Below are 16761 nucleotides of genomic sequence, written 5' to 3' on the forward strand. Positions count from 1 at the left end.
CAATCCGGAGAAAGCGAATCACACGCGGATATCGATACCTGCCAGTTCGGCGTCGTAGCCATCCATGCCTTCCCGCTGGCTGGCCACGGTGGCGAAGGTTTGCAGGGCGCGAAGGTTGGCCATGGGTATGTCGTCGGCGCGGAAAGACTCCAGGCGGGTGTCTTCGGCAGCAGCCCGGGCCTGCACCCGGCGCAGGTAGCCTTCGGTGTCCTCCGCCGGTGACTTTCCGGCGTTGTCGGTGGTTCCGTCACCGGCCGGTGCAGGGCGGGCCTGCTGGCGTTCATCCGTCAGTGCCTCGGGACGGGCCGCCGGCGAACGGGCGCCATCGTTGCGTTCGCGGGCAACGCTGGTACCGATATACGGATTGTTGGGGTTGAGTCCACCGATCATGGCTGGTTTCCGGACCGTGTCTGGTTATCGCCCTGGAAGCTTCTTCCAGGTCACTTCGTCCCGCAGGTAAACGGGCTGAGCATCGGCTGCCGGTACAGCTGCACCTTTCTTCCACGCATCGGCAGCCAGGCGAACGACAAAGCGGGCATCGGGAATCATATCCAGTTCGGGGGAACCTACCCGGTTCACCACCTCGTCAGGCATGCGCTCAGCATAGCGCCATCCGCTGCCGCCTGCCAGCCATCGTAAAGGCCCTTCGGGCAAACTGACCTGTTCCGGGGGGCAAACCCGCTCCGGCGCCAGTGGCTCAGGAAGGCCAGCTGTATGACGGTAACAGCCCCAGTATACCTCGTCCATCCGTGCATCAAAGGCAACGGCGATGCCGTCGCCCTCTTGCGCGCCCTGCCCTTCAGCCACAGCGAGGGCCACCGACTGCAGGGAGGAAACCGGCACCACAGGGATATCCAGCCCCCAGGCCAGCCCCTGGATCACCCCGGTGGCGATACGCAATCCTGTGAAAGATCCCGGGCCCGCTGCAAAGGCTAGGGCGTCGAGATCCGCCAGGGCCACACCCTGCTCATCCAGCAGCTGCCGGACCATGGGCATGATCAGACGGGTATGGCCCCGGGGCTCGACACGAAAATGCCCGCTCAGTTCGCTGCCATCAAGCAGCGCCACAGAGCAGGCATCAGCGGAGGTATCAAGTGCCAGTAACTTCAAGATTCCATTATCCCGTCTGGTCGGTTGGTGGTTAAGCCCCTCAAGGCCTGGTCCATAGCCAGACGGGACCTGTCATTATCCGAGCTTGGAAAGAATCTGCTCGCGGATATCGTCCAGGGAACCGACGCCATCAACGCGAACATATCTGGGCGCCTGTTGCGGCTCTTCCTTCGCCCAGTCCTGATAGTACCCTACCAGCGGCTCGGTCTGCTCGTGGTAAACCGCAAGGCGGTGGCGAATGGTTTCTTCCTTGTCGTCTTCGCGCTGAACCAGCGGCTCACCGGTTTCGTCGTCCTTGCCCTCTTCTTTGGGCGGGTCGTACTTGACGTGGTAAATGCGGCCGCTGGCCGGGTGAACACGGCGTCCGGCCAGGCGTTGTACGATTTCCTCGTCGTCCACAGCGATCTCGACCACGTAGTCGATATCGATGCCCTGGTCTTTCAGGGCTTCAGCCTGGGGGATGGTACGGGGGAAACCGTCGAGCAGGAAGCCGTTACGGCAGTCATCCTGCTGCACCCGTTCCTCGATCAGGGCGATAATGATGTCGTCGGAGACCAGTGAGCCTGAGTCCATCACGGCCTTGACCTTGTTGCCAAGCTCGGAGCCGGACTTGACGGCCGCGCGGAGCATGTCACCGGTGGAGATCTGGGGGATGTCAAACCGCTCAGTGATGAACTGGGCCTGGGTCCCCTTGCCGGCGCCCGGCGCCCCCAACATGATAATACGCATACGTTGTGCTCCCATTTCCTGGATAATTATGTCTTTGAATTGAAAAGCGGTTGCCAAACCCTGGACCAGCTACTACAAGGCTTGGCAACAGCCTCTCACCCCCCCTGCGGGGATTCGGAAAGCGGGCATTATACGAAGTCGGGCCCGTCAGAGAAAGTCGACGTCAGTCGCAGTCAATAAGTAATCTCCCGCGGGTAGCGGGAATTGTGCGAGCCGGTCAGGATGACAGAGAGTGGGCGAGACTGTCCAGATCGTCGGCAACCTGGTCCACGTCTTCCCGCAGTCGGTCGAGTTGTGTGGCTGGCAGGTTGAGCTCTGCGGCCAGGGCCTCGATATCATCGGGGTTGAATTCATCCCCTACGCCCTTCTCCTTGAGCAGCCCGTTAGCAAGCTGCACCATAATGACGTAGTTACGGTGTTCCCCCTGGTAATGGGACTGCTGGTGAACACCGGCGGATTTGACCACCGCATCCGGCAGCTGCCACAACTTGTGCAGGATACCGCCGATCACACCGTGGCCCACAGTCAGCATTTCCTGGTCGCTGCCAGTGCCAAACACCTGCTGTTCCAGAGCCTTCATGCTGACTTCGGGGTTGGCCGCCCGCAAACGGTTAAGCTCCTCGAATTCTGCCGGAAACAGGTGCCCCACCAGCAGCAGGCCGAAGTTATGCAACAGCCCGCAAAGGTAAGCCAGGGATGCGTCGGCGCCGCACTGGGGTGCCAGCCGCTGGCAGACAAACGCACAATAGAGCGAGTGCCTCCAGAACTGATCCATACCCAGCGGGCCCTGACGGGGAATATCAAAGGCCCGTACAGAGGCGATACCCAGTGCGATATGAGCCACCCGCTCGAAACCCAGCACCCGCGTGACGGCCTCCTGCACGGATTCGATCTGTCCGGGGTAGTTGAACAGCGCCGAGCGGGCATAGCGGATGGTCTGCGCCGTCAGGCTCGGGTCGAACTCGATCAGCTCCGCCAGCTCCCGGGCCGAAGCTTCCGGATCGCTGGTCAGGCGCAGGATTTTCAGGGCCAGGGCCGGCATGGGGGGCAGGCGGTAGAGTTTCTGGAGCTTGTCGGCAACTTCTTCCAGAGTGATCGTGCTGGCGGCCTGGCCGCTGTGACGGATAGTCACATGGCCCTTGTCGGCACCTGCCATGGCGAGCCGGAACTCCCGGCCTGCCATCGCCAGCAGGCGGGACGACGAACCACAGGCCATAACCAGCCGCTCAAGCTGATACAGGGATTCCTCCAGCAGTACCGGTATGCCATAGGCTGAACCGAATGGCGGCACAAATCCCGGGGCGCAATCGCTGAATACCTTCCCTGCCTGACTGGCGGTAAGGGGCTGCATGCGACGGCCGGTGCGGGTCTCTATCGCGTCCAGGTCCGGCGAGCTGTCAAAGGGATGGACCACCAGCAATACCCCTTTCACGTCGATCAGGGCCGTGCTGCGAATAACCTGCCGGCGCTCCACATCCGCATCGAGGACCGCCGCTTCAAGACCACCGCGCGGATCCGCCGTAACCGGGATCAGCTCATGGGCAATGCCCTTGCGATTGAGATACTGCTCGACTCTGGCCGCCGCTGCCACGGGGGTCTCCTTACTGATACTGTCACTGCGCCGCCCCGATGCCACGCTGCCACGCTGCCACGCTGCCAGGGGCAGGCTCACGACCGGGGTGCGCTGAGATTACCACATCCCCGGACAGGCGTCCGGTGCGACGACAGATACGCGGTGAGCGGCACCGGCAAACCCGCCAACCCTGTGAATCGCATCACAGAATGGCGGGCGTCAGCCGGTATTTCGCATGCCAGCAGCAATACCCGCCATGGTGACCTTGAGGGCCTGCTCCACCAGTTCCGGCATGGGCACGACTTCGGCGTCAGAACCCTCCGCAGCGACGTTCTGCTCCGCCTCCCGGTTACGGCGCAGCAACTCGGCCTGCAGGTAATGCAGCGGGTCTGTGTACGGGTTGCGTACTTTCATGGAATGGGCGAATACCGGCTCGTCCTCCAGCAATGTCTGCTGCTCCTTAAGGGCCAGGACATGGTCAATGCAGCCCGCGAGGCGCTCCCGTAACTGCTCACCCAGCGGGCGCAGTCCGGGCTCGACCAGAATCTGGTCATAGTAGCTCGCGATCCGCAGGTCCGACTTGGCCAGTACCATCTCCAGCATATCCACGTAGGTGCGGAAGAATGGCCAGTCCTGGCGCATGGCCTGCAGCAACGGCTGCTTGCCGGCTTTCTCGGCCTCGGCCAGGGCCACGTCACTGCCGAGCCAGCTGGGCAGCATCAGACGCATCTGGGTCCAGGCGAAAATCCACGGAATCGCCCGCAGGCTCTCTACACCCCCGCTGGGCTTGCGCTTGGCGGGCCTACTGCCCAGGGCCAGCTTGCCCAGGGCCTGCTCCGGGGTGGCCTGGCGGAAATAGGGCACGAAATCGGGGTTCTCACGCACCACGTCCCGGTACGCCTTGAGAGACCGTTCGGTAAGCCAGTCCATGGCTTCCCGCCACTCCGGCTCCGGGGCCCGGGGTGGCGCCAGAGTGGCCTCCACCACCGCGGTGGTGTAGAGGGTCAGGCTCTGTTCAGCCAGCCTGGGCAGGCCAAACTTGAAGCGGATCATTTCCCCCTGCTCGGTAATCCGGAAACTGCCGTTCACCGACCCCGGCGGCTGGGACAGGATTGCCCGGTTGGCCGGGCCGCCGCCGCGGCCCACTGTACCCCCGCGGCCATGGAACAGGGTCAGGTGCATGTCGAAGCGCTGCGCCACCTCGGTCAGCTTTTCCTGGGCCTGGTACTGGGCCCAGGCAGCCATCATCTGGCCCGCGTCCTTGGAAGAGTCGGAATAGCCGATCATGACTTCCTGCTGACCGCTGCAATACGCCCGGTACCAGTCCACGGAGTACAGGGCCTCCATGGCCGCAGGGGCACCGCGAAGATCGTCCAGGGTTTCAAACAGGGGCACGATGCGCATGGGGAATTTCATACCAGCTTCCCGCAGAAGCAGGATCACGCTCAACACATCGGAAGGGGTGCTGGCCATGGAAATCACATAGGAACCCAGGGCTTCCGGCGTCTGTCCCGCCACCACCTCGCAGGTAGCGAGCACCTCACGCACCGGCTCCGACGGCTCCCAGTTACGGGGCACCAGGGGGCGACGACCGCGCAGCTCCTTCACCAGGAATGCCTGGCGCTGCTCCTCATTCCACTCCAGATAGTTGCCCAGGCCCAGGTACTCCACCATCTCGGCCACTGCTTCGGCATGACGGGTAGCCTCCTGGCGGATGTCGAGCCGGATCAATGGCAGGCCGAAGGTGTGCGCCCGGCGCAGGGTGTCAAGCAGCGGCCCATTGGCGATGGTTTCCAGACCACAGTCAATAAGGGAGCGATAACACAGCTCCAGCGGCCCGGTGAGGTCCTCGTTCTCAAAGAGGATGTCCGTCTCGTCCGCCGGTTCGCCGTTGACCCTCGTTTCAGCCCATTCCCGGGTACGGATCAGGCGCTCCCGCAACTTGCCGAGGATGACCCGGTAGGGCTCACGACTGTCACCGGCCTGTTCCCTGAGCTCATCGCTGGCCTGCCACATGGATAGCTCCGCCCGCAGGGACTGGATATCCCGCAGGTATAGGTCCGCCGCCATCCAGCGCCCCAGCAGGAATACCGTGCGGGTCACATCGTGGGTCACATTGGGATTGCCGTCCCGGTCACCGCCCATCCAGGAAGCGATCCGGATCGGTGTGGCATCCAGTGGCAGGCCTTTGCCAGTGGCGCCGTCCAGTGCCTGGTCCAGGCTACGCAGGAACCGCGGCACGGCTTCCCAGAGACTGTTCTCGATCACCGCAAAGCCCCATTTGGCCTCATCCACCGCCGTGGGACGTTCATGGCGGATCTCGTCGGTATGCCAGGCTTCTGCCACCAGCAACCGCAGACGATCCAGAACCTCGTCCCGCTCAGCCGGTAACAGGTCGTCATGATCCAGCGCCGCCAGACAGGCGGACATTTCGTCGTACTTCATGATCAGGGTACGACGGGCCACTTCGGTGGGGTGAGCCGTAAGCACGAATTCAAGCCGTAGCTGCGACACCTTGCGGTGCAGCTCACCGGCGTCCACACCGCCGCTCTGCAGCCGCCCGAACACTTCCCCCAGGGACTCGACCATCAGGTCGGACTGGTGCCCCCGTTTACGGCGAACCCCATGATACTGTTCGGCCAGGTTGGCCAGGTTGAGGAACTGGTTGAACGCCCGGGTGACCGGCAGCAACTGGTCATCCCGCAGGTTGCTCAGCAGGCGCACCAGCCGTTGGCCGGAGCCGCTTTCCTGCCGCCGGTCTGCCTTGGCGGCGGCACGGATTTCCTCGATCAGCTGATAGATCTCCTCACCGGGATAGTTGCGGATATTGTCACCCAGCAACTCCCCCAGCAGACGGACGTTCTCTCGCAATTCGGGATGCAGTTCGGCCACGGGCATTTCCTTGGTTAATAGTGGGATGTCGATTGACGCACCTTGAACAGTACACTGATACTTACTGATACTAATAACGACGTCGCCGCCCAATCGCAAGGGTGATCAACAGGAGATACCATGAAAGTTACTGACTTACCCAAACACTGGCAGGAAGACAGGAAACCCGCCGAGCGGACCCACGACTACAATCTGCGCCTGCCGCTGGAGGACGCGGCACGGGTAGCCGCGCTGGCGGAGATGTACCCGGGGCGCAGTGAGACGGATATTCTCAACGATATGATTGCGGCGGCGCTGGATGATCTGGCGGAGAGTACGCCGTTGAAGGACAAGCTGAAGAAAGGCTGATACAGACTTTAAAGCCCTCTCCCGCAAGGGGAGAGGGCGTAAAATCTGCTACGATTGGACCTGTAAAAAAATAAGCCGTCAGGCCACGGATACGAGCTGACGGCTCTTGAGCTCTTCCATATGCTTCTGGCTCAGGGCCACGAAACGGGGGGTCAGCCCCACGTCTTCGTAGATCTCGTAACCTTCTTCATCGTAGGCCACGACTTTCTCACCCTGCTCATAGGGGAACGAGGTTTCAAGCTCATCCAGGGCGGCTGAAAGCAGGTCCCGCATCAGGTCCTGGGGGGATTTCATGGGGTACAGGGCTGCCAGACGGGACAGCTCCTCGTGGTGTACATCTGCCAGTTTGACGTAATAGGCGTCACGGGTCAGACGCCCCCTGGCGTGCTTGTCCCAGTGTGCGACCAGATCACGGATCTTCATAATGACTCCTGCCTTCGACTGCTGCCCGATTGTTTTGGATTCTGAGGGCTATTGCCGGGAAAAGTACATTCACCTTCCCTCAACCCGCAGTGTAGTTGAATCGTGCAGAATACAAGGGGGAAAATCGGTAACGATTTGTACTTATTTGTTGTTTTTGCTGAACGGGTACTCACTTGCCCGGTGAGCGCTCCACGCCCTTGACGCTGTTCCAGATGGCATCCAGGGTTTCCAGTGGTTCGTCCTCCATTACCCTGCCCTGCTCGGCCAGCACCTGCTCGATTGCCCGGAAGCGTGCCTCGAACTTGCGGTTGGTGCGACGAAGGGCCTGGTCCGGATTGACCTTCATGAAGCGCGCAAGGTTGACGCAGACAAACATCAGGTCACCCAGCTCGTCCTCCACCGCATCCCTGTCTGCCGGGTCCTGCCGGGCATTGTCCCAGGCTTTCCGCAACTCTCCGATCTCCTCCTCCAGCTTGTCAAACACAGGGCCGATATCCGGCCAGTCGAAACCATACCGGGCAGCGCGCCGTTGCAGCTTGTCGGCCCGGGTCAGGGCTGGCAGGGTTGCAGGAATGTCCTCCAGACGGCTGGCCGGCCCTTGCTCCGTTTCGTCTTCTTTTTCCGCTCGCTCCTCGGCCTTGATGCGCTCCCAGCTGGCGGCAATCCACTCATCGGTGGGGCGGTTGTCCGGATCCACCCGGCTTTCCAGGGTGCCCTCGGGAAACACATGGGGATGCCGGCGCAGCAGCTTGCGCACCAGGGTATCGACAATATCAGCAAAACTGAAAAGGTCCTGCTCCTGACCCATGCGGGCATAGAAGATCACCTGGAACAGCAGATCCCCCAGCTCTTCCTTCAGGTGACCATAGTCCTCCCGCTCGATGGTGTCCGCGACCTCATGGGCTTCCTCAAGGGTATGGGGCACGATGGTGCGGAAGGTCTGCTTGGTATCCCAGGGACAACCGGTTTCCGGGTCCCGCAGCCGGACCATCAGGGTTTGCAGGTCGTCGATGGTATAGCTCATGAACGCTTTCGCCTTACCTCAATAATGTTGGGCAGGTTGCGGATCTGGGCCAGCAACCGGGCCAGCTGTTCCAGGGTGCGGATTTCCACCGTCACCAGCATGGTGGCCGTATTGTCATCAATGTTTGACAGGGTATTCAGGGACAGCACGTTGCTGCGTGAGGCTGTCAGCACCTGGGTAATGTCCCGCAGCAAGCCGTAGCGATCGTAGGCCTGGATCTCGATATCCACCGGGTAGGTGGCTTCCGGCCGGCCGCCCCAGCTCACCTCGATGATCCGGTTGGGCTCGAATTCCTTGTGGTGCAGAAAGGTCAGGCAGTCCTGCCGGTGCACGGTAACGCCACGGCCCACGGTAATGTAGCCACCGATGGCATCCCCGGGCAGGGGCTTGCAGCACTTGGCCACCTGGGTCTTGAGCTTGCCCACGCCACGGATCTGGATGTCGGAATCGGTTTCATACTGGCCCTTGCGGTTGCCCAGCAGTTTCAGGTCCAGCTGTTTTTCCCGGGGCTCCAGCATTTCCTGGGCCACATGGGCTACATGGGTAGGCCTCAGGTCGCCGGCCCCGATTGCGGCAAACATATCGTCAGCGGCCGGGTAGTTGACCTTGCGGGCCAACTCGTCCAGGTCCACGTCGTAGAGGGACAGGCGCTTGAAGTCATCCTCGAGAATGGCGCGGCCATCGGCGATGTTCTGGTCCCGATGCTGCTGTTTGAACCAGTGGGTTACCTTGGCCCGGGCCCGGGAAGTCTGGATGTACCCCAGGCTGGGGTTAAGCCAGTCCCGGCTCGGTGCCTGGTTGTTGGAGGTGAGAATGTAAACCTGGTCGCCGGTCTTCAGGGGATAGGTCAGTGGTACTATGCGCCCGTTCACCCGTGCACCACGGCAGGCATGGCCCACCTCGGTGTGCACCCGGTAGGCAAAGTCCACCGGCGTGGCACCCTGGGGCAGGTCCACCACGTGACCCTCGGGGGTAAACACGTAAACCCGGTCCGAGGCGATATCTCCGGTGAGGTGGTCCGCCAGTCCCGACAGGTCCCCCAGCTCCTCCTGCCATTCCAGCACCTGGCGCAACCAGTTGATCTTGGCCTCGTAACCGGTGGAGCGGTTGCCGGTATCGGTACCCTTGTAGAGCCAGTGGGCGCACACGCCCAACTCGGCCTCCTCATGCATCTTGTGGGTGCGGATCTGTACTTCCATCACCTTGCCTTCCGGCCCGATCACGGCGGTATGCAGGGACTGGTAGCCGTTCTCCTTGGGGTTGGCGATATAGTCGTCAAACTCGTTGGGGATGTGGCGCCACAGGCTGTGGACGATACCGAGGGCGGCGTAGCAGTCCCGCACCTCCGGCACAAGCAGGCGTACCGCACGCACATCGTAGACCTGGGAGAAGTCGATGCCCTTGCGGCGCATTTTCCGCCAGATGCTGTAGATGTGCTTGGCCCGGCCGGCCAGCTCCGCCTGGATGCCGGACCGGCGCAACTCGTCCCCCAGATCCTTGAGCACCTTTTGAATGTAGCCTTCCCGGTCCAGCCGTTTCTCGTCCAGCTGACGGGCGATTTTCTTGTAGGCGGTTTCGTGCAGGTAACGGAACGACAGGTCTTCCAGTTCCCACTTGATATGACCGATGCCCAGGCGATGGGCCAGCGGGGCATAGATATCAAAGACTTCCCGGGCCACCCGCATGCGCTTTTCATAAGCGGCGTTTTTTACCGCCCGCAGGGCACAGGTCCGCTCCGCCAGCTTGATCAGGGCCACCCGCACGTCATCGATCATGGTGACCAGCATCTTGCGGACATTGTCCAGCTGGCCTTCGGTCTGCCCCAGCACATTGCCCTTGAGCGGGTGGTGAATGGCGGAGATTGCGGCCATCTGGACCACGCCCTGGATCAGGCCGGCGACCTCGTCGCCGAATTCCCGCTGGATCTCCTCCAGCTCGATGCGGCCTTCACGGACCGCCCGGTAAAGGATGGCGGCAACCAGGCTGGCCTGGTCCAGGTGCAGCTCCACCAGCACCTGGGCCATTTCAATACCGGTGAGAAAGCTGCTGGCACCCGGTGCCCACAACCGGTCTTCCTCCACGGCCCGGCGGTCGATTTCCGCACTGAGCTCGCAGGCCCTGCGGAACTGATCCGGGTTTTCCAGGCGGGTCTGGGCTTCGATCTGCCGAACCCAGCCCTCGATATCCACCTGTCCGTCTGCGGTAACCGCGTAATCTTCCCGTACCTTTACCATGCTGTCGCTGCCGTTAGTGTCCGTTGCCAGGCCACGCCCTTTTCTTCTCAGTCTCTTTCAAACAGGGCGATGGACTCCACGTGGGTGGTGTGAGGGAACATGTCCATCACCCCCGCCTGTTTCAGGCGATACCCCTTGCTGACGATCACGCCTGCGTCCCGTGCCAGGGTGGCCGGGTTGCAGGAAACATACACAATGCGCTTCGCACCAAAGGCCGTCAGGTGCTCACAGATTTCCTGGGCGCCAGACCGGGGCGGGTCGATCAGAATCCGGTCAAACCCTTCCGAGGCCCAGCTTTCCCGGGTGAAATCACCGTGCAGGTTGGCGCCGTGGAAAGTGACATTGGAAAGGCCATTAAGTTCGGCATTCTCGCGCCCACGCACCACCATGGCGTCGTCGCCTTCCACACCAACCACCTGACCGGCCTGGCGGGCCAGTGGCAGGGTGAAGTTGCCAAGTCCGCAGAACAGGTCCAGCACCCGGTCGCCGGGCTGCACATCCAGCCACTCCATGGCACGGTGTACCATACGCTGGTTGATGTCGGCGTTAACCTGGGTGAAGTCCATGGGATGGAACTTCATGGTCAGGTCGAACTCAGGCAGCCGGTAGCTGAGCCGCTCTTCGCCGCTTTCCGGCCAGATGCGATGCACCGTATCCGGCCCCTTGGGCTGCAGATAGATATGCAATTCGTGGGCCTGGCCAAAGGCTACCAGGGCCGCACGGTCACCCTCGCTCAGCGGGATCATGTTGCGAAAGATCATGGCGGCCACATCGTCACCACAGGCCACTTCCACCTGGGCGATGTTCTGGAAGGACTCCAGTTGGTAGATCAGCTTTCTCAGATCGTCAATGCGCTCGCCGATGCGCGGGTCCAGAACCACACAGCGGTCGATATCCGCCAGGAAGCTGTTGCGCTTCTCCCGGAACCCCACCAGCACCGAGTCGCGCTTGCTGACGAAGCGCACCCCGAGGCGGGCCTTGCGCCGGTAGCCCAGGGGCGGCGAGCGCATGGGCTCGATCCACTGTTCCGGCTCAATGCCCCCGAAATGGGCAAAGTGTTCCCGCAGGGTGTTCTCCTTGAACCGGATCTGGGCGTCCGGTGCCATGTGCTGCAGACTGCAGCCACCGCACAGGTCCGCGTAGTCACAGGGCGGCGTGGCCCGCTCCGGGGACGCCTCCAGCACCTCTTCGGTACGCAGCTCATCAAATTTGCTGCGGGTAGAGATCATCTTTGCCATTACCCGCTCACCGGGCAGTGCCCCGTCCACGAAGCGGGTCTTGCCCTCTTCCCGCGCGATGCCCCGGCCGTCATGGCTCAGGGTTTCAATAGTGCACGGCAAGGGCTCTTTGGGCAGGGGTTTCCTGCGTCTGCGACTCATAGAACGCTCTCTGGAAATCGGTAAGTATCAGGCGCCGGGAAATACGCCAGTGGACAGGTAACGGTCACCGCGGTCACAGATAATGGCCACGATCACGGCGTTTTCAACCTGCCCAGAAAGTTTGAGGGCCGCAGCGATCGATCCACCGGAAGATACGCCACAGAAGATGCCTTCTTCCCGGGCCAGCGCCCGCATGGTGTTCTCGGCTTCGTCCTGGCCCACGTCAAGCACCTGGTCCACGCGGCTGGCATCGTAAATTTTGGGCAAGTATTCCTCGGGCCAGCGGCGGATGCCCGGAATGGAGGAGCCTTCCTTCGGTTGCAGGCCGATGATCTGCACATCCGGGTTACGCTCTTTCAGGTAACGGGACACACCCATGATGGTGCCGGTGGTGCCCATGGAACTGACAAAATGGGTGACCCGGCCCCTGGTCTGTTCCCAGATCTCCGGCCCTGTGGTGCGGTAGTGGGCCAGCGGGTTGTCCGGGTTGGCAAACTGGTCCAGCACCGTACCCTCACCCTCTCTCTGCATACGGGTCGCCAGGTCCCGGGCCCCTTCCATACCCTCTTCCTTGCTGACGGTAATAATTTCGGCGCCATAGGCACGCATGGATGCGCGGCGCTCTTCACTCATGTTGGCCGGCATGATCAACTTCATGCGGTAACCCTTGATAGCCGCTGCCATCGCCAGGGCGATGCCGGTGTTGCCGCTGGTGGCTTCAATGAGAGTATCGCCGGGGCGGATTTCGCCTCGTTTCTCCGCCTCCTGGATCATGCTTATAGCCGGCCGGTCCTTCACCGAGCCGGCGGGGTTGTTACCCTCCAGCTTGGCCAGGATCACGTTACTGGTATCGCCCGGCATACGCTGCAGGCGGACCAGGGGGGTATGACCGACATAATCCTCAATGGTGGGGAAATGCATGGCGTTCGCGCTCCTCGTCGAGATGGGCTGTCTTCATCGGGTGACCCTGTGAATCAGAGACGCCTTCACAGCTTTTCAGTCCGCCTATGTTACACTTATGACGCTTCTGAAGCAGGCTCGGGAAGGCCGATTGGCAGCGCACTGCCAAGGTGCGCATCATACCCGCATCGGGGCAGATCGCCCAATAAGCGATGCCGCTATTGCCATGACAGGCGGCTATAAGTCCTGTATGCCGTGGTGAGCACAGGCACCGGACACACCATGGAAGCCGACCAGGGATCGGAAAAGAGGTAGAAGAACCGTATGCGTCGTTGGGGTATTCGTAAAAAAGTCCTGCTGGTCACCCTGGTTCCCACGCTGGTCACAACCGTCCTGCTGGGGCTGTTCTTTACCTGGAGCTGGGTCCAGAACATCAATCAGTTGCTGGACGATCGCGGTGACTCCCTGTCAAGGCAACTGGCAGCCGCCGCCGAGTACGGCATGTTCACGGCCAACCGCAGTCTGCTGAGCAGCCTTTCCAATGCCCTGCTGGAAGAGCAGGACGTCCGTTCGATCACCTTTTACAACGCCCGCCAGGAGCGCCTGCTTCATACCGGCCCGGCCAGTACGTTTGACAGGCCCGACCAGTTTCCGCGCGCCGCCGTTTCCCACTGGCCCTCGGCTGGCAACACGGTGTTCATGTCACCGGTCTACCTGCAGGACCTGATGCTGGAGAACCTGCTGGACCTGGAGTCCCGCAGCACCCCGCCAAACACCATGGAACCTATCGGCTGGGCGGCGGTGGAGATGTCCCATGTGCGCACCGAGAAGGAAACCTGGAAGGCCCTGTTTATCTCACTGCTGGTGATTGTGGCCGGCGTCCTGCTCAGTCTGGCCATTGCCCTGCGACTGAGCCGGTCATTCACCGACCCGGTATTCGAACTCAACCGCGCCGTCGCCCGCCTGAAGGAGGGCCACCTGGACACCCGGGTTCACACCGGTGCCGGCCCCGAGTTCGAGCAGCTTGAGTCGGGCCTCAACGCCATGGCGGAAGAACTCAGCAAGGCCCAGGCGGAGATGCAGCAGAACATCGACCAGGCCACCGAAGACCTGCGGGAAACCCTGGAAACCATCGAGATCCAGAACATCGAACTGGACTTTGCCCGCAAGGACGCCCTGGAAGCCAGTCGCATCAAGTCGGAGTTCCTGGCCAACATGTCCCATGAAATCCGCACTCCCCTGAACGGCATCATCGGCTTCACCGAACTGCTGCTGAAAAGCCCGCTGCAAAAGCAACAGGCGGAGCACCTGAACACCATCCGCAAGTCGTCGGAAATCCTGCTCACCATTATCAACGACATCCTGGACTTCTCGAAGATTGAAGCCGGAAAACTGATTCTCGACCGGGTGCCCTTCCACCTGCGGGAGATCATCGAGGAAGTCATGGTAATGCTGGCGCCGGCGGCCCACAGCAAGAACCTGGACCTGGTACACCTGGTGTACGCCGACGTACCGGACAACATCATGGGCGACCCGTTGCGGGTCAAGCAGGTGATCACCAACCTGGTGAACAACGCCATCAAGTTCACCCAGACCGGCGAAGTGGTCCTGCGGGCCAGCCTGGAAGCGGACGACCCGGAAACCAATCAGGTCACCCTGCGCATCAGCATCACCGACTCCGGCGTGGGCCTGTCCCGTGCCCAGCAACAGTCCCTGTTCAATGCCTTCAGTCAGGCCGACGCCTCCACTGCCCGCCAGTACGGCGGCACCGGCCTGGGCCTGGTAATCTCCAAGCGCCTGGTGGAAGAGATGGGCGGCACCATCAGCCTGGAAAGTGAGCTTGGCAAGGGTTCCACCTTCTGGTTCACCCTCACCACGGAACTATCCACCCGTACCGACGCCCCCCTGCCCCACGATGCCCTGCGGGGCGAGCGTGTGGTTTACCTGGAACAGCAGAAGACTACCGGCCTGGCGGTGGAACATATCCTGCGGGACTGGGGTATGCAGGTGGTGCGGGCCCAGTCACCGGCTGACCTGCTGGAGCGGGTGGAAGAAGCCCAGCAGAACCAGTCCGGCTTTGCCCTGGCGGTTATCGGCATCACCCGCCACCTGCTCAATTCCAGCCAGTACCGGGAGCTGCTCCGCAACCTGGAAGTGGACCGGGACTGCCGCACCCTGCTGCTGACGCCAACACTGGAAACCCACGACACCGCCCTCTCCGGGCTGACCAGCGGCCACCTCACCAAACCGGTCTGCAGGGAGCCCCTGTACGACGAACTGCTGATGCTGGTCCATGGTATTGATTCCCGCCAGCGCCAGGTGGAGCAGACCGGAGTCCGTGATGCCCTGCCAGCACCACGCAGCACGCCTCACCTGCCCAGAATAATGGCGGTGGACGACAATGAAGCGAATCTGAAACTGGTACTCACCCTGCTGAAGGACTGCGGTATTCCCGCCGAGGGCGCCGCCAGCGGATTCGAGGCCCTGAGCAAGGCCCGCAACCAGAGCTTTGACCTGATTTTCATGGACCTGCAGATGCCGGGCATGGACGGGGTCGAGACCACCGCCCGCCTGCGGGGACTGGACGATGCCCACCACCGCACGGCCATTATCGCCCTCACCGCCCACGCCCTGGCGGACGAGCAGGAGCGCCTGATGCAGCAGGGGTTCGACGGTTACCTGGCCAAGCCGGTGAACACCCGGCAGTTGATGGATACCCTGGCGGACTTCACCGGCTACCAGCCCCCTGACACTCAACGCAGTCAGGGCAACATCGCCGAGTTCCGGGACACCCGCCGCCCGCTTCGACCTTCCACCCGGCGGAGGCAGAAGCCGGTGGTGGATATTGCCGAGAGTATCCGCCTGGCCGCCGGCAAGGTGGACCTGGCAGAGGAGCTGTTCAGTATGTTGCTGGAGCAGCTGCGCCCGGACCAGGAAACCATCCGCCATCGCTGGTCTGCCGATGACCACGAAGCGGTACTGGAATGCGTGCACAAGCTGCACGGTGCCACCCGGTACTGCGGTGTTCCCGAGCTGCGGGAGGCCTCGGAACAGTTCGAAACCGCCCTCAAGCGCCGCAGCGAGGATTTGGATTCGCTACGGGAGAACCTTCTGGCCGCCATGGAGCGACTGGATATATGGGGGGATCAGACGGACTGGCAGGCTTTGTTTCGGCGTAGTGATGAGGTGAACCCAGTATAGGCCTCGAGTTCTGGTGCTCGTGACTTCCAGGCCGGCCAGGAGTCTGGAGGACGAGGGTATGGGGGTGCTTTTTCGCAGGTAAAATCTGTCTGAGCGAAGCGAGTTTAAATTTTGCCGGAGAAAAAGCACCCCCATGGCCTTGGCCTCTCCACCCAAGCCAACCGGCCAGAATCCACCACAAAAAATCTCAGGCCCGAGCCTGATCCAGAATCGCCCGCATATCCCGGACCGCCTCCTTCAGGCCGGTAAACACCGCCCGGGCGATAATCGCATGGCCGATGTTGAGTTCATTGATGCCAGGTATGGCCGCCACCGCCAGCGTATTGTGGTAATTCAGTCCGTGGCCGGCGTTCACCACCAGCCCCTTGCGCCTGGCATACTCCACCGCCTGCTTCAGGTTCGCCAGGGTATGGGCCTGTTCCGCCGGCGTGTCCGCCTCGGCGTACTCACCAGTGTGGAGTTCGATCACCGGGGCGCCGCAACGTACCGCCGCGTCGATCTGAACCGGGTCCGGGTCGATGAACAGGGAAACCTCCGCCCCGATGCGCGCGAGCCGGTCACAGGCCCGGGCCACCCGCTCCTCGTTGCCGTCCACATCCAGGCCGCCCTCGGTGGTCAGCTCTTCCCGTTTTTCCGGCACCAGGCACACGCATTGCGGTCGGACGTTCTCTGCGAAGCTGAGCATGGCGTCAGTAACGGCCATCTCCAGGTTCATCCGGGTATTCAGTGTCTGACGCATCAGCAACACGTCCCGGTCCTGGATATGACGGCGGTCCTCCCGGGGATGGATGGTAATGCTGTCAGCACCGGCTTCTTCAGCCACCATGGCCGCCTGCACCGGGTCCGGAAATCGGGTACCCCGCGCCTGCCTGAGGGTGGCCACGTGGTCGACATTCACGCCGAGCAATACACGATCTTTCATGGCTGCCGTCCTGTGTTGGTAATCAA

The 16761-nt window shown here is 61.9% G+C and carries 13 protein-coding genes; 2 read left to right on the forward strand and 11 right to left on the reverse strand.

Annotated features, from left to right (window positions below):
- Positions 1-18: 18 nt before the first annotated feature.
- The 5 genes from ACESMZ_RS11755 to ppc form a co-directional block, all read right to left on the reverse strand.
- Positions 19-390: a UDP pyrophosphate phosphatase gene (locus tag ACESMZ_RS11755; RefSeq protein WP_372958414.1), complete on the reverse strand. Its 372-nt coding sequence runs from the start codon at positions 388-390 to the stop codon at positions 19-21.
- Positions 391-414: 24 nt separating this feature from the next.
- Positions 415-1113 carry a tRNA (adenosine(37)-N6)-threonylcarbamoyltransferase complex dimerization subunit type 1 TsaB gene (tsaB, locus tag ACESMZ_RS11760; protein WP_372958431.1) on the reverse strand — a complete coding sequence of 233 codons (699 nt, stop codon included), beginning with the start codon at positions 1111-1113 and terminating at the stop codon, positions 415-417.
- A 72-nt stretch (positions 1114-1185) separates the two neighbouring features.
- The gene (adk, locus tag ACESMZ_RS11765) at positions 1186-1839 is read right to left on the reverse strand and encodes an adenylate kinase (protein ID WP_372958413.1); all 654 of its coding nucleotides are present in this window, start codon (positions 1837-1839) and stop codon (positions 1186-1188) included.
- Positions 1840-2056: 217 nt separating this feature from the next.
- On the reverse strand, positions 2057-3430 hold the full coding sequence (locus tag ACESMZ_RS11770) for an HDOD domain-containing protein (RefSeq protein WP_372958412.1): 1374 nt from the start codon (positions 3428-3430) through the stop codon (positions 2057-2059).
- A 201-nt stretch (positions 3431-3631) separates the two neighbouring features.
- The gene (ppc, locus tag ACESMZ_RS11775; RefSeq protein ID WP_372958411.1) at positions 3632-6304 is read right to left on the reverse strand and encodes a phosphoenolpyruvate carboxylase; all 2673 of its coding nucleotides are present in this window, start codon (positions 6302-6304) and stop codon (positions 3632-3634) included.
- A 120-nt stretch (positions 6305-6424) separates the two neighbouring features.
- Here ppc and ACESMZ_RS11780 point away from each other — a divergent pair, with 120 nt between their 5' ends.
- Positions 6425-6652 (forward strand): hypothetical protein, encoded by a 228-nt coding sequence (locus ACESMZ_RS11780; protein ID WP_372958410.1) that lies wholly within the window; start codon positions 6425-6427, stop codon positions 6650-6652.
- Between the two features lie 78 nt (positions 6653-6730).
- Here ACESMZ_RS11780 and ACESMZ_RS11785 read toward each other — a convergent pair whose 3' ends face one another.
- The 5 genes from ACESMZ_RS11785 to cysM form a co-directional block, all read right to left on the reverse strand.
- Positions 6731-7075, reverse strand: coding sequence for a pilin assembly protein (locus ACESMZ_RS11785; protein WP_372958409.1), 345 nt, complete (start codon positions 7073-7075; stop codon positions 6731-6733).
- A gap of 169 nt (positions 7076-7244) precedes the next feature.
- Positions 7245-8099 carry a nucleoside triphosphate pyrophosphohydrolase gene (mazG, locus tag ACESMZ_RS11790; RefSeq protein WP_372972664.1) on the reverse strand — a complete coding sequence of 285 codons (855 nt, stop codon included), beginning with the start codon at positions 8097-8099 and terminating at the stop codon, positions 7245-7247.
- A complete protein-coding gene (gene relA / locus ACESMZ_RS11795) occupies positions 8096-10333 on the reverse strand; it encodes a GTP diphosphokinase (protein WP_372972665.1) in 2238 nt (745 codons plus the stop codon). The genes mazG and relA overlap by 4 nt, the downstream gene beginning before the upstream one ends.
- 47 nt (positions 10334-10380) lie before the next feature.
- Positions 10381-11712 carry a 23S rRNA (uracil(1939)-C(5))-methyltransferase RlmD gene (gene rlmD, locus ACESMZ_RS11800; protein ID WP_372972666.1) on the reverse strand — a complete coding sequence of 444 codons (1332 nt, stop codon included), beginning with the start codon at positions 11710-11712 and terminating at the stop codon, positions 10381-10383.
- A gap of 27 nt (positions 11713-11739) precedes the next feature.
- Positions 11740-12633 (reverse strand): cysteine synthase CysM, encoded by an 894-nt coding sequence (gene cysM, locus ACESMZ_RS11805; RefSeq protein WP_372972667.1) that lies wholly within the window; start codon positions 12631-12633, stop codon positions 11740-11742.
- Positions 12634-12936: 303 nt separating this feature from the next.
- On the opposite strand from cysM, the gene ACESMZ_RS11810 reads away from it, so the two are divergent.
- Positions 12937-15813 (forward strand): ATP-binding protein, encoded by a 2877-nt coding sequence (locus ACESMZ_RS11810; RefSeq protein ID WP_372956756.1) that lies wholly within the window; start codon positions 12937-12939, stop codon positions 15811-15813.
- A 187-nt stretch (positions 15814-16000) separates the two neighbouring features.
- Here the strand turns inward: ACESMZ_RS11810 and pdxJ are convergent, their stop codons facing one another.
- Positions 16001-16735, reverse strand: coding sequence for a pyridoxine 5'-phosphate synthase (gene pdxJ, locus ACESMZ_RS11815; protein ID WP_372956755.1), 735 nt, complete (start codon positions 16733-16735; stop codon positions 16001-16003).
- Between the last annotated feature and the right edge of the window lie 26 nt (positions 16736-16761).

It is taken from the genome of Marinobacter sp., from assembly GCF_041690615.1.
Taxonomy (GTDB): Bacteria; Pseudomonadota; Gammaproteobacteria; order Pseudomonadales; family Oleiphilaceae; genus Marinobacter.